Source organism: Rhizobium sp. NFR07 (assembly GCF_900111905.1).
GTDB lineage: Bacteria > Pseudomonadota > Alphaproteobacteria > Rhizobiales > Rhizobiaceae > Neorhizobium.
In genome coordinates, this window is record NZ_FOKM01000025.1 from 46,761 (window position 1) to 66,415 (window position 19,655).

Annotated in this window: 18 protein-coding genes and 1 pseudogene; 14 read left to right on the forward strand and 5 right to left on the reverse strand. The window is 60.2% G+C overall.

The genetic code is table 11. The features are described from left to right. Genes BM216_RS31715 through ugpC form a run of 3 tightly spaced genes read right to left on the reverse strand, consistent with a single transcriptional unit; the run spans position 1 to position 3,412 of the window. Positions 1–948, reverse strand: a complete 948-nt coding sequence (locus BM216_RS31715; protein ID WP_177231014.1) for a carbohydrate ABC transporter permease — start codon at positions 946–948, stop codon at positions 1–3. Between the two features lie 17 nt (positions 949–965). Then, entirely contained in the window at positions 966–2,273 is a 1,308-nt protein-coding gene (locus BM216_RS31720; protein WP_093004135.1) for an ABC transporter substrate-binding protein, read from the reverse strand. Positions 2,274–2,329: 56 nt separating this feature from the next. Then, positions 2,330–3,412 (reverse strand): ABC transporter ATP-binding protein, encoded by a 1,083-nt coding sequence (gene ugpC, locus BM216_RS31725; RefSeq protein ID WP_093004137.1) that lies wholly within the window; start codon positions 3,410–3,412, stop codon positions 2,330–2,332. Between the two features lie 305 nt (positions 3,413–3,717). Here ugpC and BM216_RS31730 point away from each other — a divergent pair, with 305 nt between their 5' ends. The 13 genes from BM216_RS31730 to BM216_RS31795 all read left to right on the forward strand — a co-directional run bounded on the left by BM216_RS31730 (position 3,718) and on the right by BM216_RS31795 (position 16,535). Beyond that, positions 3,718–4,494, forward strand: coding sequence for an SDR family oxidoreductase (locus BM216_RS31730; RefSeq protein ID WP_093004139.1), 777 nt, complete (start codon positions 3,718–3,720; stop codon positions 4,492–4,494). A gap of 6 nt (positions 4,495–4,500) precedes the next feature. Continuing rightward, on the forward strand, positions 4,501–5,637 hold the full coding sequence (locus BM216_RS31735) for a pyridoxal phosphate-dependent aminotransferase (RefSeq protein WP_093004141.1): 1,137 nt from the start codon (positions 4,501–4,503) through the stop codon (positions 5,635–5,637). A gap of 44 nt (positions 5,638–5,681) precedes the next feature. Then, positions 5,682–6,560, forward strand: coding sequence for an alpha/beta fold hydrolase (locus tag BM216_RS31740; RefSeq protein WP_093004143.1), 879 nt, complete (start codon positions 5,682–5,684; stop codon positions 6,558–6,560). A 5-nt stretch (positions 6,561–6,565) separates the two neighbouring features. Further along, the gene (locus BM216_RS31745; protein WP_210217095.1) at positions 6,566–7,819 is read left to right on the forward strand and encodes a hydantoinase/carbamoylase family amidase; all 1,254 of its coding nucleotides are present in this window, start codon (positions 6,566–6,568) and stop codon (positions 7,817–7,819) included. Continuing rightward, positions 7,819–8,748 carry a cupin domain-containing protein gene (locus tag BM216_RS31750; RefSeq protein WP_177231015.1) on the forward strand — a complete coding sequence of 310 codons (930 nt, stop codon included), beginning with the start codon at positions 7,819–7,821 and terminating at the stop codon, positions 8,746–8,748. The genes BM216_RS31745 and BM216_RS31750 overlap by 1 nt, the downstream gene beginning before the upstream one ends. Next, positions 8,748–9,686: a nucleoside hydrolase gene (locus tag BM216_RS31755; RefSeq protein WP_093004148.1), complete on the forward strand. Its 939-nt coding sequence runs from the start codon at positions 8,748–8,750 to the stop codon at positions 9,684–9,686. Before BM216_RS31750 ends, BM216_RS31755 begins: the two co-directional genes overlap by 1 nt. Positions 9,687–10,136: 450 nt before the next feature. After that, on the forward strand, positions 10,137–10,976 hold the full coding sequence (locus BM216_RS31760; protein ID WP_093004150.1) for an ABC transporter ATP-binding protein: 840 nt from the start codon (positions 10,137–10,139) through the stop codon (positions 10,974–10,976). Positions 10,977–11,004: 28 nt separating this feature from the next. Further along, positions 11,005–11,784 (forward strand): class II aldolase/adducin family protein, encoded by a 780-nt coding sequence (locus tag BM216_RS31765; protein ID WP_093004152.1) that lies wholly within the window; start codon positions 11,005–11,007, stop codon positions 11,782–11,784. A gap of 45 nt (positions 11,785–11,829) precedes the next feature. Then, positions 11,830–12,855 (forward strand): ABC transporter substrate-binding protein, encoded by a 1,026-nt coding sequence (locus BM216_RS31770; RefSeq protein ID WP_093004154.1) that lies wholly within the window; start codon positions 11,830–11,832, stop codon positions 12,853–12,855. Continuing rightward, on the forward strand, positions 12,852–13,649 hold the full coding sequence (locus tag BM216_RS31775) for an ABC transporter permease (RefSeq protein WP_093004156.1): 798 nt from the start codon (positions 12,852–12,854) through the stop codon (positions 13,647–13,649). Before BM216_RS31770 ends, BM216_RS31775 begins: the two co-directional genes overlap by 4 nt. Positions 13,650–13,657: 8 nt before the next feature. After that, positions 13,658–14,407 carry an ABC transporter permease gene (locus tag BM216_RS31780; RefSeq protein WP_244530448.1) on the forward strand — a complete coding sequence of 250 codons (750 nt, stop codon included), beginning with the start codon at positions 13,658–13,660 and terminating at the stop codon, positions 14,405–14,407. 7 nt (positions 14,408–14,414) lie between these two features. Then, complete coding sequence (locus BM216_RS31785; protein ID WP_093004158.1) at positions 14,415–15,710, forward strand: LLM class flavin-dependent oxidoreductase; 1,296 nt, start codon at positions 14,415–14,417, stop codon at positions 15,708–15,710. Positions 15,711–16,220: 510 nt separating this feature from the next. Further along, positions 16,221–16,535 (forward strand): hypothetical protein, encoded by a 315-nt coding sequence (locus BM216_RS31795; protein WP_244530449.1) that lies wholly within the window; start codon positions 16,221–16,223, stop codon positions 16,533–16,535. On the opposite strand, the gene BM216_RS31800 is transcribed toward BM216_RS31795, so the two are convergent. Both BM216_RS31800 and BM216_RS31805 read right to left on the reverse strand, forming a co-directional pair. Further along, on the reverse strand, positions 16,515–16,919 hold the full coding sequence (locus BM216_RS31800; protein ID WP_093004164.1) for a response regulator: 405 nt from the start codon (positions 16,917–16,919) through the stop codon (positions 16,515–16,517). The two genes, BM216_RS31795 and BM216_RS31800, sit on opposite strands and share 21 nt — an antisense overlap. Further along, positions 16,919–19,228, reverse strand: coding sequence for a GAF domain-containing protein (locus BM216_RS31805; protein ID WP_093004166.1), 2,310 nt, complete (start codon positions 19,226–19,228; stop codon positions 16,919–16,921). The genes BM216_RS31800 and BM216_RS31805 overlap by 1 nt, the downstream gene beginning before the upstream one ends. Before the next feature lie 187 nt (positions 19,229–19,415). On the opposite strand from BM216_RS31805, the pseudogene BM216_RS31810 reads away from it, so the two are divergent. Then, positions 19,416–19,655, forward strand: a pseudogene (locus BM216_RS31810) (transposase); the annotation flags it as partial.

Genomic DNA, 19,655 nt, shown 5'->3' on the forward strand with positions numbered 1-19,655 from the left:
TCAGTAATTCCAGCGGGAACGCAGCAGGGCCATCTGGGCCATGGAAATGGCGAGCACCACGAGCAGGAGCACGACGGAGAGCGCCGAGGCATAACCCGCCTGCTGCATGATGAAGGCGGAGTTGTAGATATGGTAGACGATCAGGTTGGTGCTTTCCTGCGGTCCGCCCTGGGTCATCAAGAAGGCCGGCGCAAAAGCCTGCAGCGAAAACACCGTCATGATGACGACAACGAAGAGCGTGGTGCGTGACAGAAGCGGAATGGTGACATTCCAGAGAACCTGGCGACGCGTTGCGCCATCGATGCGAGCAGCCTCAGTTAGTTCAGCAGGAAGTCCCTGCAGGCCGGCGAGAAACAGGATCGCGCCGAAACCGACCTGCTGCCAGACCGTCATGGCGATCAGCGCCGGAAGTGCCTGGGATGTGGATGTCAGAAACGGCTGATTGCCGATACCGACGATATTGAGGACGCCGTTGATCAGGCCGTTCGACGGATCAAGCAGGAAGGACCACATCGTGGCCACCACGACGGAGGATGTGACGACAGGCAGCATGATCATGGTGCGCACGAGGCCGCGCGCCGGGAGTTTCGAGTTGAGGAAAAGCGCAAGCGCGAAGGCGACCGGTATGACGAACAGGACGACGCCGAGGGCGAAGAGGAAAGTCACCCCGAAGGAGACCGCGGCATCCTCGTATTCGATCATGTCCGTGAAGTTGCGCAACCCGACGAACTTTGCCGCCGCCGGGTTGAGTAGGCTGTAATCGTAGACACTGTTACGGGCCATGACCAGCAAAGGCAGGTACTGGAAGATCAGCAAGAGGATCATGAAGGGCGCAAGAAAGCCGGCCGCGAAGATCCAGTCACGCTTCTGCCGCCGTGTTGCAGGTTTGCCTGTCCCTGATTTCACACTGGTGGCCGAGGCCGTGGAAAGGGTATTCGTAGCCGACATGCTTGCATCCATTCCCGTTAGCGGTCGAGGACCCGCTGAACCTTCTTCTCGGCATCGGCCATCAGGTCCGCCGGATCGCCACCGAAGGCCACGGCGCGCAGAGCGTCGGTTACCAGCTTGTCATACTGGGCGAATTTCGGGCCCGGCGGGCGCGGCTGGCCCCATTCCTGCAGCTGATCGACGAAGACCTTCATCGGATAGCCGTTATAAACCTCGAATCGCGGAAAGAGGCTCTTGAGGGTCGGCAGGTTGCCGCGCTGGCTGACATTCATGTAGGCATATTCGCCCCAGGACATGTCGACGACGAACTTGGCAGCGATTTCCGGATTCTTCGAGCGCGCGGTGGCACCGATCGTCGTCGAGCCGGTATGTACGACAGGCGACTTGAAATACGGGATCGGGGTAATGCCCCACTCGATCTTCGGGTCCTTCAGCAGCGCGCTGCCGGCAGCCGGCGTGTCGATGTAGAAGCAGGCCTTGCTGTCGAAGAACGCATTCGGGATGCCGACCTTCGGTGCAACGCCCTCCTTGTTGAACAGCGAGCCGTAGAATTTCAGCCCCTCGATCGCCTCCGGCGTGTTCAGGTAGCCATCCACCGACTTGCCGTCCGGAGACAGAGCCCAGAAGGTCTTGTAGGCGGAGCTTTCCGGGGCCGCCTTCGGATCACCGGCCGAACGCTGGTAGATCAGATCCTGGTAGACGAGACCGGGCTGGCCGTTGCCGAAACGGGTCGGGCCGAGGCCCCAGACGGTCGGCGCGCCGGCTGGCCCCTGCTGGCAGGCCTTGAAGGCCTCCAGCGCCTGCGGCCATGTCCACGCATCCTTCAGCTCCTGCGGCGGCTTGATTCCGGCAGCGTCGGTCAGCGTCTTGTTGTAGTACATGGCGACCGTGGTCTGCTCGATGCCCGGCGAATAGACTTCGCCTTCGTAGCTGTGCTCGGCCTTCGTCGCGGGCAGGATGTCCGCATCCCACTCCCTGGGAAGGTACTTGGTGATCGGCAGAAGAATGCCGGCAGCAGCATAGGACTGCGTGTTCGGGCCGTCATAGACGATAATGTCCGGCGGGTGCGAGCTGGCGGCCTGGACGGAAATCGTGTCTGCGAGCTGAGCGAACGGGACCTCGTTGATCTCGAACTTGACGCAGGGATTTTCCTTCTGCCAGGCTTCCATCGGCGCCGGATAGGGATAGTTGCCCGGCGTGCGCAGGATGCGCAGCGTCACGGTTTCAGCGGTGCAGGCTGCCGCCTTGTCCTGGGCCACGGCGCCCGTGCCGTAGAGTGCGGTCGCACCCAAAAGGCCGGCGAAGAATAGTCTACATGCATTCATCAGCTGTTCTCCTTGTTATTCAGGCAGTTTTCGCGCCTTGGGGTGTCCGATTTGCGTCAGAGGGCGTTGCCGGTCTGCGGATCGAAGATCGAAATGCGGTCGAGGGCGATTCGCAGCGACTGACGCTCACCCTCGCGCACGGCTAGTTCCGGCGGCAGCATTGCGGAACAGGTCACGCCGGCGAGCGTGAAGTGGATGAGCTTCGTCGGGCCGAGCAGTTCGGACATATCGACGGCCGCACTAAAATCCGCCGCGCCATCCGCCAGAAAATGCTCAGGCCTGACGCCGATCTCGATGGTGCTGCCGGCATGGGCGGCAAGCGCTCCTGCCCGCTCAGCCGGTACAGTGATTGAGACCTCGCCGATCTTGAGCGAGACCGATTCGCTCTCGGCGACAACGTCCGCGGCTAGAAGATTCATTGTCGGGCTGCCAATGAAGCCGGCGACGAAACGGGTCGCGGGACGCTCATACAGCTCTTCCGGCGTCCCCTGCTGCTCGATCTTGCCCTTGTTGAGCACGACCACACGATCGGCGAGCGTCATGGCCTCGACCTGGTCATGCGTGACGTAGATGGTCGTCGCCTTGAGGCGCTTGTGCAGACGACGGATTTCCGCCCGCATCTGGCCGCGCAGCTTGGCGTCGAGATTCGACAGCGGCTCGTCGAAGAGGAAGACGGCGGGATCGCGGACCATGGCGCGGCCCATGGCAACACGCTGGCGCTGACCGCCCGATAGCTGCTTGGGGCGACGCTCCAGCAAAGCGGAGATGTCTAGCACTTTTGCCGCCTCCTCCACCCGACGGCGGATTTCCGCCTTGTCCATCCCCGACAGGCGCAGGCCGAAGCTCATGTTCTGCGCCACCGTCATGTGGGGATAAAGAGCGTAGTTCTGGAACACCATGGCGATATCACGCTCGCGGGGTTCCAGTTCATCGACGCGACGGTCACCGATCCAGATCTGTCCGTCGGACAGTTCTTCGAGACCGGCTATCATCCTGAGCGTGGTGGACTTTCCGCAACCGGACGGGCCGACGAGCACGACGAATTCGCCGCTGCGGATGTCCAGATTGAGTTCCTCGATCGTGTTGGCCGAGGCGTTTTCATAGGTCTTTCCCACTTTCTTCAGGGATACGTCTGCCATGGGGTCTTTCCAACTGTCATTGCTACCCAACCCTCTCGGGTCTCGGCGACATTGATGGCATTTTCGTATTCACGCAATAGATAGATGTATACAAATATTGGGATTTAATTCGAGATCTAAATATTGCGTATAATTAAGGCATTTTGCCTATCGCGTCTGTTTCTTTGATGAGCAAATTCCCGTGAACGTTTGTTTTCAGCTGATTTTAGGAAAAAAATTCCGGGGCCATTTTAAAAAATAATGGACAGGCCTCGAAATCAGCGTATGCAGGAAGGTGAAATATGTATTCACATTAGGAGACGCAAGTGGAACTCAATCTTGCTGGAAAGACCGCGCTGATTACCGGCGCCTCGCAGGGCATCGGCCATGCGATCGCCAAGGTGCTGGCGGCTGAAGGGTGTCACCTTCACCTTGCCGCCCGCAACGGCGCGGCAATGGAGGAACTGAAGAAGGAACTCGCGCAGTATCCGGTCAACGTGACCGCGCACGAGGCCGACCTCGGCACCACCGAAGCAATGGTTGCTCTCGACAAGGCTTGTGGCGACTACGACATCCTGATGAACAATGCCGGCGACATTCCCGCAGGCTCGATCGAGGACGTGAGCGACGAGGCGATCCGCCGCGGCTTCGACCTCAAGGTCTTCGGTTACATCACGCTGGCACGCGAATTCTGGAAGCGCCGCAAGGGCAAAGGCGGCGTCATCATCAACGTCATCGGCAATTCCGGTGAAAACTGGGATGCAGCCTATTTCGCCGGCTCCACCGGCAACGCTGCACTGATGAGCTTCACCAAGGCACTCGGCGGCCGAAGCATGGATGAAGGCATTCGTGTCGTCGGCGTCAACCCGGGCCCGGTCGACACCCCGCGCATGTTCAAGATCATGAAGCGGAAGGCCATCGACATGCTGGGCGATGAAAGCCGCTGGGAAGAACTCTACGACAAGTATCCGGGCAAGCGTCCGGCGACGGCGGAAGAAGTTGCCGATCTCTGCGTCTTCCTCGCATCTCCGAAGGCCGGCTATATCAGCGGCACGGTCGTGACGATTGACGGCGGCATTGCCGCGCGCGGCTCGGTGATCTGACCCGCCATGACTGACGCACGTACCCGCAACCGCTATTTCGACGACCTGTTCTCCACGGCCGACCTCGCGTGGATGGGACAGAACACCAACCACGTGCCCGCCCACCCGGCGGTCACGGAAGCGATGATCCGTTCGGTCGAGGCCGGCGAATTCAACGCCTATGCCCCGCCGATGGGGTTCGAGGCCCTGCGCAGCGCCATCGTCGCCGATCTTGGCGTTGACGGTACGGGCGCCGAAGCGCTGGTCACCGAAGGCGGCGTCAATGCACTGGCGATGATCTGCAAGGCGCGCGCCAAGCCGGGAACGACGCTCGTGACCACCGACCCGACCTGGAAATGGCCCTGCATGTTCGCCGAGCAGGCCGGCGCCGAAGTGATCCAGATCCCGATCTACGATGCCTCGACCAGCTACAAGCTGACGCCGGATGCTTTGCATGCGGCCGTCGATGAGCGTTGCGCAATCATTTATATCGTCGATCCGAACAACCCGCTCGGTATTCGCTACGACCGCGAAGAAATCGAGGCGTTTGCCGAGATCGCCCGTTCCGTCGGCGCGCTGATGATCCACGACTGCACCTATCGCGATTTCGCGGATGGCCACACGCCAGTCCTGCAGGTCGCGCCGGAAGGCACCGTCGTGTCGCTCAGCTTCTCCAAGTGGCTTGGCCTTGCCGGCATGCGCATCGGCGCGCTGCTTGCCGAACCGAAGCTGGTCGACGAATTCTCGTCCGCCTCCACCTCGGTTCTCGGTGCCTCCGTCGTCGCCCAGCGCGCCGCGATGGCGGGTCTCTCGGTCAAGCCGGAATGGATGAAGGACGTTCGCCGTATCGACAGCGCCAACAAGGCGATGATCATCGAAGCCGCCAAGGGTGCGGGCCTTTCGGTTCCGATCCCGGTCTCGCACGGCAATTTCCTCGTGCTGGAAACCGCATCGACCGGCGTGTCTCCCGAGGCGATCGTCGAGGCCGCACGTCGCGAAGGCGTGATGATCCGCCAAGGTCGCTATCACACGGCAGCCTTCGGCGACCGCTTCATCAAGGTCTCGACCTCGGTGCCGGGCGCCTGGGCCGAAAGCTTCTGCGAAGGTCTGCCGCGCTACATCCAGACGGCGCGAACGCTCAACGACGTACCGGCCCTTTTCTGAGGGCCGGAGCTTTCCTTGACCAGACAACGCTAAGAGGCTCACGCATGTATGCGACCGCAAAGGATGGGACGAAGCTCTACTACGAGACCGCGGGCGTGGATGGCACACCCATCCTGTTCATCCACGAGTTCGGCGGGAACTACGACGCCTGGGAGCCGCAGATGAGCTTCTTCGCGCGCCGCCACCGCTGCATCACCTATGCGGCACGCGGCTACGCGCCGTCGGACATTCCGGCCGAAATGGAAATGTATTCGCAGGCGAATGCCGCGGATGATGCGGTTGCCGTGCTCGATGCCCTCGGCATCGAGAAGGCGCATATCGTCGGCCTATCCATGGGCGGCTTCGCCACCCTACATTTCGGCTTGCGTACGCCCGAGCGCGCCTTGTCGCTGACGATTGCCGGCGCCGGATACGGCACGGAACGTGAGACGGCCGACTACTTCCGCAACACGTCCTTGAAGGTGGCGGACAATTTCGAGAAGGATCCTGTCGGCTTCTCGAAGATCTATTCGCTCGGCGCGAGCCGCGTTCAGTTCCAGAACAAGGATCCGCGCGGCTGGGCAGCCTTTGCGGATCGGCTTTCCCGCCATTCGGCCGTCGGCGCGGCCAACACGATGCGGGGCGTACAGTGCCGCCGTCCATCATTCTGGGATCTCGAAGATCAGCTGAAGACGATGATGGTGCCGGCGCTGGTGATGAGCGGCGACGAGGACGATCACTGCCTGCAGCCGTCCATCTATTTGAAGAAGATGCTGCCCGCCGCGGGTCTCGCCATTCTGCCGAAGACTGGCCACACGCTGAATCTCGAAGAGCCGCAGCTTTTCAATTCGATGGTCGCCGACTTCATAGCGCGGGTGGAACAGGGCGCATGGAAGGTTCGCGATGCCCGTGCCGATCCCGGCCAGGTGATGCGGACGGAGTAATGGCGATGACACGCCCCGAAATTTCCTCCGAAAGACTTTGGGCGCGCTTGATGGCGCTTGGCGAGGACGGCGCGCTGCCCGGCGGCGGCGTCAATCGGCAGGCCCTTTCCGCTGAAGAGATTCTGGCCTGGCGGCGCGTCATCGCCTGGGGCCGTGCGGCAGGGCTCGTCGCATCCACCGATCCCGCCGGCAACTTGTTCCTGACGCTCGAAGGCACCCTTTCCTACCTGACGCCCGTCGTCGCCGGCTCTCATATAGACAGCCAGCCGACGGGCGGTCTTTTTGACGGAGCCTTCGGGACACTTGCCGCACTTGAAGCAGTCACGGCAATTGTCGAGAGCGGACTGAGGCCGGAGCGCTCGATCATCGTTGTCGGCTGGATGAACGAGGAAGGCAGCCGTTTCGCACCGGGCATGATGGGGTCGGAACTGTTTGCCGGGTTGCGGCCGCTTGAAGAGGTGATGGCGGTTCGCGATGCCGACGGCATTAGTGTCGGCGAAGCGCTGAAAAGCGTGCACGACGCCTTCCCCGACATCGCCCATCGCCCTCTCGGCTTCGACATCCATTCCTATATCGAGCCGCATATCGAGCAGGCGGACGTGCTGGAGACGGAAGGCGCGGTGATCGGCGTCGTTTCCGGCATCCAGGGCAAGAAGACCTATGACATCACCGTGAAGGGCCGCGAGGCGCATGCCGGAACCGAGCCGATGGAGCGGCGTCAGGACGCGGTGCAGGCCTTTGCCCGCATGGCGACCAGAATGCACGCCGCGATGGCAGGTGATGACGTGGTCAAGTTCACCATCGGCCGCGTGACCGTTGAGCCGAACGCGCCGTCCGTCGTGTCAGCCAAGGTTACGTTCCGGATCGATCTTCGCCATCCCGCCAATGCGGCGCTCGATGCATTCGGCACACAACTCGAAGAAATCGCCGCTGGCGAAGCGGAACCATGCAGCGTCGAGATCCGCCGGCTTGTCGATGCGCCGTCCAATGGTTTCGAGGAGGGCCTGAAGGCGCAGATCCGGGCCTCTGCCGATCGTCACGGTTTTCCGCGCCTCGACCTGCTTTCGGCTGCCGGCCACGATGCGCGCCAGATGGCGCCACTGACGCGCAGCGCGATGATCTTCATTCCCTGCCGCGGCGGCGTGAGCCACCACCCCGATGAATGGGCCGAGCCGGCCCATGTCGCAGCCGGCGCGGCCGTTCTTCTCGACCTGCTTCTCGAAGAAGCGGGTGTTTCTTGCAACCAAGGAGATGCATGATGAGCACAGCCAACGACATGGCCGAAATGCCGGTCCAACTGCCGCGCAACCCGGCAAACGAAGCCGAAGCGCGCAGCCGCTACTTCAATTCCGGCAATGCCTTCAACATCAAACTGCCGCCGGTGCCGGGCCATATCTTCATGGATGAGCCGGCCGCCGCGATGAAGATGGAAAAGACCGGCTTCATCAACTGCGATCAGTCCGACATGATGGAATGCGCCTTCCCGGCAACGACGCCGCTGATGCTGGCCCGCTATGCAGTGGTCAAGGCCGGCGAGACGCTCGACACGACGCTGACGGCATCGGCCTCCATCTGGTACATGATCACAGGTAAATCCTCGCTCGTGGTTGGCGAAGAGAAGGCCGCCCTCTGCAAGGGTGACGTGTTTCTTCTGCCGGGCGGTGTCGCATCGGCCATCACCGCCGGCGAAGACAGCGTATTCTGGGCCGTCGGCAACGATCCGCAGCTCAAGTTCGACGCATCCGTTGCCGTGACCGGCGCCGAGGCTGCCGTCGACTTCGTGCACTATCCTGCCGAAGAGATCACCCGTCAGCTGGACGTGGTCTATGGCTCCAATGCGAATGCCTCGACCTCCGGCCATGCGCTTATCTTCTCGGCCGAAAAGACGGAGGCTGCCCGCAATATCACGCCGACCATGACGCTTTCGCTCAACACGCTGAAGCCGAAGAGCGCGCAGCCGCCGCACAAGCACAACTCGGCCGCCATCACGCTCGTCGTCGCCGGCGATCCGGCCTATTCGATGGTGGCGGAAGAAAAGTGCGACTGGTCGCCCTGGGCAACGCTGGTGACGCCGGCCGCCGCCAAGCATAGCCACCACAATGACGGCGATGGCCGCGCCGAATTCCTCATCGTGCAGGATGGCGGCTTCTACTATCACGCGCGCACCATGGGCTTCGAGTTCTACTGATGCGCCTGATCATCGACACGGATACGGCAGGGGATGATACCTATTCCCTGCTGCTGGCGATGAAGACGCCGGGCTCCACCCTGGAGGCGGTCACCGTCTGCGTCGGCAATGTGCCGTTCGACCAGCAGGTGGAAAACGCGCTGGCCACGATCGAGGCGGCCGGCTTCTCCGGCAAGGTGCCTGTCTATTGCGGCGCGCGGCGACCGATGGTGAAGCCGTGGGAAGCCTCGACCATGCACGGCAATGACGGAATGAGCGGTGCCAACCTGCCGCTCGCCCGCCAGCGACCGGAGACGATGCACGCGGTCGATGCCATCATCGAGAAAGTGATGGCGGAGCCGGGCGAGATCGACATCCTGGCCCAGGCACCGCTGACCAACATCGCGCTCGCGGTGATGAAGGAACCCCGTATTGCCCAGGCGGTACGCCACCTGTGGATCATGGGCGGCACCGACAATGCGGTCGGCAATATTACGCCCTGTGCCGAGTATAATTTCTTCATCGATCCGGAAGCAGCCAGGATCGTCTTCGAGGCCGGGTTCAACATCATCCTTTCGACATGGACACTGACCATGCGTTCGGGCCTGTTCGACGAGGCGCAGCTCAACGAGATCTTCGCGATGAACACGCCCCTTTCCGAGTTCTATCGCAAGGTGTCGGCAGTTCCGCGCCAGACGGCGGAAGCCCGTTACGGGCGGCCGATGAGCACGCACCCGGATTCGCTGACCTGCGCCATCGCGCTCAATCCAGCTCTCATCGAAAGTGCCCGCGATGCCGTGGTACGGATCGAAACCGCCGGAGAAATCACACGCGGCTTTTCCGCCGTCCATCCTCCGGTTCTCGGCAGTCGCTGGCCAGAATACAAGGTCAATGCACGGGTGGTGGAAAGCGCTTCCAATGACGGCTTCTTCCAGATGATGAAGCAGGCGTTTTCCTAAAATTCACGCCCCGACCGGCAGTCGATCCTCGAAGGTCGGACACGATTTCGTGTCTGGCCTTTTTGCATGTGCAAAGGCAGACCACGATCGCAGTCGGATTGCCTTAATTTCCATCAAAGACTGCACAATAAATGGCGCCATGCGCGTCCACAATTGCAAATATGGAATACAAATTTTTGTTTTTTGCATTACAAATACACCGGCCGATGCGTTTCGGGCGCATACGTCATAATATCTCGCGTCACAAATGCAAACCTGGAGCAAATACGACCATCCAATCATATCATCGCAGTCTGGCATGGCGATTGCTTGTATTCCAATGTCCAATAATTGCATACGCAAGGGAGGCGTAGGCGATCAGCGCGAAGGAAGCAGTTGAGATACGTCTGAACTGTTCTGTTGCCGAGATCAGGCCTTGTCGCTCTCCCTGCCGATGAGAGGAAATGTGCCATGTCATCCACTGCGAAGCTCGAGCCTCAGGAGCCGATTGGCGCGTATGCTGCCGAACGGCCGTTGATCGAGCTCAGAAACGTTTCCAAGACATTCGGCTCGGTGAAGGCGCTCAGCGATCTCGAAGTCGCCATCCAGCCAGGAGAACTTGTGACGGTGGTCGGCCCGTCCGGCTGCGGCAAGAGCACGCTCTTCAATATCCTGGCCGGCCTCGAAGAACCTGACCCGGGCAATATCCTGCGGCTCAAGGGCAAGAGTTCCAGTGCGTCCGATCTCCTTGGCAAGGTCTCCTTCATGCCGCAGCGCGACCTCCTGCTTCCCTGGCGCAACGTCATCGACAACGCCATCCTGGCACTTGAAGTAGAAGGTATGTCACGCACGGAAGCGCGCAAGCAGGCCAGGGAGATGCTGCCGGAATTTGGCCTTGCCGGCTTCGAGGCGCAGTATCCAAACCAGCTTTCCGGCGGCATGCGCCAGCGCGTGGCACTGATGCGCACCTTCCTGTTCAAGCGCGACTTGATGCTGCTCGACGAGCCCTTCGGCGCGCTCGACGCCCTGACCCGCACGATGATGCAGCGCTGGCTTCTCGATGTCTGGCAAAAACACAAGCGCACGGTTCTCTTCATTACCCACGATGTAGACGAGGCGATCTTCCTCGGCGACCGCGTGCTGGTGATGACCGCGCGGCCTGGGAAGGTGAAGCTGGAACAGGTCGTGGACCTGCCGCGCCCGCGCAAGGCCGATATCGTGACCTCCTCTGAATTCATCGCCCTCAAGAAGACGCTGCTCGAAGCGATCGAAGAAGAGAGCATGAAGTCCTTCCAGGTCTCCGGACACTGAACGAGTTGATGAGCATAAGGAAAAGATGATGAACGACCATTATTCCGGCCGCCCTGCCCATATCCCCGAAGCCGAGTGGAAGGCGCGCGTCGATCTCGCCGCCTGCTATCGCATGGTGGCGCGGCTTGGCATGGACGACCTGATCTACAACCATATCTCGATGCGCGTTCCGGGCCATGAAGACCAGTTCCTGCTTAATCCTTACGGCTTCCTGTTCGAGGAAATCACTGCCTCGAGCCTCGTGCGTATCGACACTGAGGGCAACAAGCTCGACGACACACCCTACACCGTCAACAAGGCGGCCTTTGTCATCCATGGCGCGATCCACAAGTCGAGCCATGATGCTGTCTGCGTGCTGCACACCCATTCCGATGCCAGCGTCGCTGTTTCCAGCCAGGAAGAAGGCCTTCTGCCGCTCAGCCAGTTCGCCATGCGCTTCTACCAGCGCCAGGCCTTCCACGGCTACGAAGGCGTGGCGATCGACCTCGACGAACAGGAGCGCCTGATCCGCCATCTCGGCGATAACAAGGTCATGTTGATGCGCAACCACGGCATTCTGACCGTCGGCCGCACGCCGGGCGAAGCCTTCATGCTGCTCTACTATTTCGATCGCGCAGCCCGCATCCAGCTCGATCTGCAGGCGGCCAGCGCATCCGGCGCCAAGCTGATCGTGCCGCCGCACGAGGTCTGCGAAAAGGCAGCCCGTCAGTTCTGGGAGAGCAAGGGCGACATTCTCATTGCCGGTGAACGGGAGTGGCCGGCCTTCCTGCGTCAGCTCGACAGGGAAGGATCCGACTTCCGGCAGTGAGAGGGGTGGAGGTCATAACACTCAAAAAATCAACAGAGAGGTTCCATGCTTAACAGACGTAACGTACTTGCCGCCTTCGCGGCTGCCGCCATCGGTCTTCAGGGTTTCGGCATGAGCGCCGCTCCCGCGAGCGCGCAGGACATAATTGACGCCAGCCTGCGCCTCAAGTGGCTGACCCAAGCCCAGTTCGCCGGCTTCTATGTCGCTCTCGAAAAGGGCTACTACAAGGAAGAAGGTATCAACCTGACGATCAATCCGGGCGGCCCGAACCTGCTGACGGAAAATCTCGTGGCCACCGGCGCTGACACGTTCGGCCTTTCTGGCGGCACCGACAGCGTGTTCGCCGCCCGCGACAAGGGGATGCCGGTCGTCTGCATCGGCGTCTCACACCAGCAGACGCCGTTCGTCTTCGTTTCGCACAAGGATGGTTCGGTCCAGAAGGTCGAAGATTTCAAGGACAGGAAGATCACGACGTGGTTCACCGGCGCAAACCACGTGCTTTCGGCGATGCTCTCCAAGGTCGGCGTCGATCCGAAGTCTGCCGACATCCAGCCGCAGCAGGTCTCCGTCACGCCGTTCGTCGACAAGCAGATCGATGTGGTCACGGCGACCCGCTATAACGAGCTCTATGTCATCAACCAGCGCGTCGGCAAGGACAACCTCAACCTGTTCGTGCCGGAAGACAGTGGCGTCTCCTTCCCGCGCGACACGCTGATCGTGTCGGAACAGACGGCGACGGAAAAGCCGGAACTGGTCGAGAGATTCCTCCGCGCCAGCGTCAAGGGCTGGAAGGAAGCCTTCGCCAATGAGAAGGAAGCCATCGACATCATCATGAAGATCGCGCCGACACTTGACCGTGCGCAGCAGGAATTCATGCTGAAGGAAGTCAAGACGCTGATGGTTGCCGGCAAGGCCTCCACCGATGGGCTGTTCACCATCGACAAGGCTGCCGTGGGCTCTGCCAACGACCTGCTTGCCCAGTACGGCGTGATCTCCAAGCCGGTCGATCTCGACAAGGCCTTCAACTCCAGCTTTATCGACAAGATCCCGGCTGAGGAAAAGCGCCTGTGAGCGGCATCAAAGCAAGCGCAGCAAGCCTGCCCGTCTTTTCGACGGGCAGGGTCTATGCCGCGATAAAGCCTATACTCTGGCTGACCCTCGGGCTGGCAGTGATCGAGGCAACCGTCGTGCTCTTCGAGATCCGCCCCTATTATCTGCCGAGGCCGAGCGCCATTGCCGCAAATATCGTGGCAACGCCCGGCGCTTATATTTCCGGTCTCTGGCGCACCGTCCTGGAAACCGCACTCGGCTTCGTGGCCGGCAGCGTCTTCGGGGTCGCGATCGCGATCGTGTTCCATCGCTGGACACTGCTGAGAGAGCTGTTCTTCCCACTCTTCGTCGTCTCGCAGACCATTCCGGTCATCGCCTTCGGCGCAGTCGTCGTGCTCTGGTTCGGCAATACACTGTTCGCCAAGGCCGTCATCTCCTTCTATATCAGCTTCCTGCCGGTGACGGTGAATACGTTGCTCGGCTTCAATTCCGTCGATCCGCGACAGGTTCAACTGATGCGCAGTTTCGGCGCCAAGGACGGGCAGATCCTGCGCCGCATCTATCTTCCCGCCGCATTGCCGCAGCTCTTCGTGGCGCTCAAGCTCGCGTCTTCCCTTGCGCTGGTCGGCGCGATCGTCGGCGAGTGGTTCGGTGACACGACCGGCCTCGGCGTGCTGCTTCTGCAGGCGATGTATAACGAAAACGTCGTCGGCATATGGGCGACCATCGTCGTCTCCGCCTGTCTCGGCATGGGGCTTTACAGCCTCGTCGCTCTGGCCGAGCGCAGAATAGTCTTTTGGGGGAACGAGCAATGATGGTCTCGATGAATTCCGAAACGTCACGCCAGATTGCGCGCGGCATCGCCGGTGCGCTGCTGCTTGCGGCGATCTGGGAGCTCTCCGCCCGGGGCCTCAAGCTTCCGGCCTATGTGCTGCCTTCCGTCAGCAGCATCCTGAGCGGCATGGTGTCCGATGCCGGCAACCTGTTTGCCGCCGCACAATTCACGGCTGCCGAAGCGCTTGCCGGTTACGCGGTCGGCTGCCTTATCGGCATGGCCGCAGCCGTCCTGATCACGATGATACCGGCCGCTCGCGCCGTGGTGCTGCCGCTCGCAACCGCCATCAATTCGGTGCCGGTCGTCGCCTATTCCCCACTTGTGCTTCTGTGGTTCGGCATGGGCATGGCGTCGAAGATCGTCATGGTGGCGATCGCCGTCAGCTTTACCATCTTCCTCAGCACCATCGCCGGCCTCGACCGGGTCGATCGCCGATCCGTCGACCTGATCCGCTCATTCGGTGCGAGCCGCCTCGCCGTGCTCTGGCGCCTTCGCCTGCCGACCGCACTGCCGCTGATCATCGCCGGCATGCGGGTCTCGACCGTGCGCAGCGTCCTGGTGGCAATCGTGACCGAAATGCTCGGTGCCTACGGCGGACTCGGCTGGGTGATTTATCAGGCGGTGCTGCAGATCGACTTCGTCAAGGTCTGGGCCGCGATCATCGTCGCCTCCGCCATCAGCCTCGCCTTCTTCGGCGCCATCAGCTTCATCGAGCGCCGCTACGTCTTCTGGAAATGAGCATAACATGACACGCAAGATACATTTCGGCCTCTTCCTGCTTGGAACGGGCAGCCATGTCGCCGGCTGGCGGGTGCCGGGCGCGGTGGACAGCTTTCAGGATATCGAGGCCGTCAAGCAGATCGCCACGGAGGCCGAGCGCGGCCTGTTCGACCTGATCTTCATGGGTGACAACCTGCATGCCGATCCCGCAGCCCATCCGTCCTACACCGCAAGGCTCGAGCCACTTACACTGCTTTCGGCCGTTGCCGGCGCAACGAAACATATCGGCCTCGGGGCCACAGTCTCGACGACCTACAGCGATCCGTTCACCGTCGCCCGTGTCTTTGCATCGCTCGATCACCTGAGCGGCGGGCGAGCAGCCTGGAATGCGGTGACGACCGCCAATCCAACAGCCGCCGCCAATTTCGGCACGGTCCATCCCGATCATTCGAAACGCTACGAGATTGCCGAGGAATTCCTCACCGTCGTCCGCGGGCTTTGGGATTGCTGGGCGGACGACGCGATCGTCGCCGACCGCGAAACAGGCGTCTATATCGATCCGGCGAAGGTCCGCACGCTCGATCACGAAGGCGCCCATTTCAAGGTCAAGGGACCCCTCAATATCGGTCGCTCACCTCAGGGCCAGCCGATCATACTGCAGGCCGGCGGTTCCGGTCCCGGCCAGGAACTGGCGGCGAAATCCGCCGATGTCGTGTTTTCCGTGACGCAGGATCTCGACGAAGCGCGCGCCTTCTATCGCTCAGTCAAGGATCGCCTGCCGACCTACGGCCGCGCCGAGGGCTCCATGGTGATCCTGCCCGGTGTGATGCCTATCGTCGGTCGCACTGAGCGCGAGGCGCATGACAAGCTGGCGCAGTTGCAGGGCTTCATCAGCGAGACAAATGCGCTTTCCATGCTGTCCGATCGTTTCGGCATCGACATGAGCGTCTATGATCTCGATGGTCCGATCCCCGAAGGCCTGAAGCCTTCCGACAGCTACCATGCCTTCGCCAAGGTGATGCTGGATAAGGCGCGTCGTGAAAACATGCGGCTGCGCGACATCTACAACCTGATGGCCGCTGCCCGTGGGCACTGGGTGCTGTGCGGCACGCCGGACTATATCGCCGATACGCTGGAGACGTGGTTTAACACCGGTGCGGCAGACGGTTTCAATGTGATGCCATCGCATTTTCCCGACGGGCTGAAGGATTTCATCGATATGGTCGTGCCGATCCTGCAGGAACGCGGGCTTTTTCGCAAAAACTATCAGGGCAAAACACTGCGGGACCATCTGGGCTTCGTGCGGCCGGAGCGAAACTGATGGAAACTGATCAGGCGTTAAGAGAAAATCGCCTTGAGACGGTTGATAGTTAGGCATTCCGTGGCGGCATGTCTCGGGTCGGCGCTGCTGTCAGTATCGTGACGACGATGTTTGATGGGGAGCCTTTCGGTTTTACGGCCTCTGCCGTTTGCAGCGTCAGTGATGCACCGCCGACGCTTCTTGCTTGCATCAATAAAGGGAGGTCCAGTTTTCCTGCTTTCAAACAGGCACGCTATCTCTGCGTCAACACCCTCTCTTGGAGCCAAACACGCATTTCGGATGCATTCGGAAGCAAGATCGGGATGTTCGAGCGTTTTACGCATGGTCCATGGATCAATGGTAAAGTCGGCAGTGTAGTTCGACGCAATGAAAGCTTGGCATCTCGAAAACACGATCGTCTAGCGCGTAAGGTGCAACGCCGTAATCCCACGTCGCAAATTCTAACGATTTCAGAGCCTTTGAAAATCCCGCTGAACGGGTTCCAGGTTCGTATCTGCTCAAGAGCTAAACTTGGCCGAGCCGCTTGAATTCCTTGAGGACCTTCCCACATCGCTCTGCGCTGTGAAGGAATACCCAATGCCATCATTCTTAGAAACAACATTTGGCCCGCCCGAACTGGAAATCATCGACGTCGCCTTGAAATCCTGGCGAAATCGGTATGGTTTGAGTAAAGATGACCCCGACGCAGTAATCGCTGCCGAGATCTGCCTCAATCTATTCCGCGAAGGGCATAATACACTGCCCGAGCTGGTTCAGGCCATGGACGGTCACAGGGGACTAACTGATATCGCAGTGGGTCACGAGCTATCGGGGTTCGGCAACTGACCAGGCGCTCATCATCCCATGTATTGTCTCGATAATCTGCTCTTCTCGGTAAGGTTTCGAGAAGAACACGGTTTCGGCAGGAATGAGATTGCCCGGATCCTCGACGTGGCCGGAAACGATGATGATTTTGATCGGTGGCCAGCGCCCGCGAATGATAGCCGCGAGTCGCATACCATCGACGCCACGCGGCATGTCGACATCGGTCATGACAACCCGAATATCGTTGCGGGCTTCGAGGATTTTTACGGCCTCCGTCGCGTCGGCTGCGGGTACTGCCTCGTAGCCGGCCATCTCGATAAGATCAATTGCTGCCAGCCGCAGCAGCGGCTCGTCCTCAACGACAAGGACGGCCAGTGGTAAGAGGGATTTTGGCGTTTCGCTCATCATGACTGTCGCAACTGGGAGACCAGTCCCCGCATTTCAACCTTCAACCCTTTAGGCTCGTAACTGACGTCGACACCGCCTGTTCCCATGAGGCCATGACGAATGAGTTTGGAGCCAAAACCTTTGCCGGCAGGTGCTGCAACTGGTGGACCGTCACTCTCTTGCCATAAAAGGACGAGCGTGTCGTCGCCGTTCCCGGTCTCGGTGCGCCACGTAACTGAAACCCGACCCGTTTCATTGGACCACGCGCCGTATTTCAGGGCATTGGTGCCGAGCTCATGCATAAGTAGCGCCAGCGACAAAGCGGTCCTCGGGCCAAGCTCAAGGTCGGGCCCTCCGGTCGTGTATCGTTCGGGCAGCGCCATCTGATGAAGTACTGTGTCCATCACCTGAGTCATACGCGCCGATGTCCAATCATGGCCCAACAACACTTCGTGGGCCTTGGACAAGGCGTGCAGGCGATCTGTGAAGGCCTCTACCGGGGCCCGATCGGTGATCGGTCTCAGTGTCTGCGTTGCGATCGCCTGGACCATGGCCATGGTATTTTTCAGGCGATGACTGATTTCGTGATTGAGGATCTGCTGGTCTTCCTCGGCGCGGATACGGGAGGCAGCTTCACGTGTCCGATCAGCAATCGTTCGCACGAAATCCCGCTCTTCGGGCGTAAACTCGTGCGGCTTGTCGTAATGGACAAACATAACACCCACAAACACGCCGTGCTCAATGATCGGAATATTAACCAGGGTAGCCAGCGAGATCTGCCGAAAGAGATCGGCGGAGCCCGCAGTGCGTGGATCAATTGTTACATCTGGGATGATGATGTTGTCGCCGCGCTTAAGGTCGTCGATAAAGCTCCCGTAATCTCGGAAGTTATGGAGCCCTGCAACTGGATCGATGCCTGGAGCGCACCAGCCCGGCAGCATTTGAACGGTCTCGGCGACAGCATCGACCATACCGTAGCCCGCGCGAGTTGCGCCCTCAAGGTTGCGCACCATAATTTCAGATGCAACAAAGGCGACCTCGGTAACAGTCTTGAGCTCCCGGATACGGTCGCCAAACTCCAGGAAAGCAAGCTGCCTGTCCTGCGACTGTTTCTCGAGCGTCGCATTTCGGGCAATCTTGATATATCCACGAACGGCACCGCTCTCCGTTACGAGCGGCCGGACGGTCCCGTCGAGAAAGGCGTGCGTGCCATCTGCCCGGATATGCCAGCGCCGGTCTATTGCGACGCCTGTTTCCGCGGCCCTGGCCAGCTCGAGATCGGGAATGCCCGCAGCCTGATCTTCGATCGTAAAAATGTCCGAAAACGGCCGTCCCATCATCTCGGCTTCTGTGCGGCCGAATGTCTCTTCTGCCCCGCCATACCAGCTCGAAATCCGGCCGCCGAGATCAGTTGTCACAATGACATAGTCCTTAGCCCCTTGTATCAACAATCTCAGCCGCTCTTCGCTCTGTTGCAGAGCTTCCACTGCGGACATGCGCTCGGTGACGTCCAGAAACATGATAATGAACGTGTCTTCGCCCGTGGCTTGAATGAACCCTTCAAGCCAGCGACCGAGGGAGTCTACGGACCGGGTAAACCGTTTCGACTCGCCGGTCGCTATCACCTCGGCGACGTCGGTGACCCAGTCATCCTCGATCCCTGGAAGTACCTCGCGGATCGTCCTACCAACGGGCGGTTCCGTCGAAATCCGAACAAGCTGAGCCCAGGCTGGGTTCACATTATCGTGGCGCCAGTCAACGATGTCGCCTGTGGGGTTGCGAATGACAGTGCCAAGAACAATCCCTTCCTCGAGTCGGTGAAACAGGTTGCTCCAGCGCCGGTCCGAGACAAGCGTGGCAATGTGGTTGCTGGCAATCTTTCCGAACTGCTTCAGCAGGCCAAGTTCAGACAGGTTCCAGTCTCTCGGTTGCCCATCGATTGCAGCGATCGCTCCGATGATCGTGCCGTCCGGGAGGTTCACGGGGACACCCATGTATGAAACTACACCCAAGTCTCCAATAGCGAGGTTGTCGCGAACACGCTCGTGCAGGGTCGCGTCTCCGACGATGAAAGGCTGCTTGTCATCGACCACATGTTGGCAGAATGAGTGCGTCAGCGGCGTTTCCCCGCGCTCCGCCCAGGGTGCGGGCAGCCCGACATGTGCCGCGAACACCTGCCTGTCTTCGTCGAGAATAGATACAATCGCAACGGGGCAGTGCAACGCCGTCTTTACGGTCTCTACGATGTCGTTAAACTCTGACTTATGGTGAGGCTCGAACAATCCGGCATTGCGGGCGGCACCAATGCGTTTGGATGTATTTAGCAAGTGCGCGAGTACCTCATGTGATGTTCGGTCAAGTGTTCGGACAGATATTATTTTGCTGCCACGTTTCTAAATGGGAGATCGGGTAGAAAAGACAATCGTGGATCTAAAGCGTGTCGCAGCTAACCGGATTCGGGATTCCCGTTTTGTGTGATCTGTGATTCACTTTGCCCATGGAAGGAGAAGCGCCATGGGCAAGCCGCATCCGATCGAGTTGCGTGAGCGTGTCGTTGCGTTTGTGAATGAAGGCAACAGTAACCGGGAAGCGGCGCGGCATTTCCGCGTTTCGCCTCGGTTCGTCAACAACATGATGATCCTGCACCGTTCATCCGGTTCTCTTAGCCCCGCCCGGCAAGGCCATCCGCCTGGCAGCAAGCTCTCGGCCCATAGTGAATGGATCCGCGAGCGCGTGGCTCTCCACGGCGAAGTG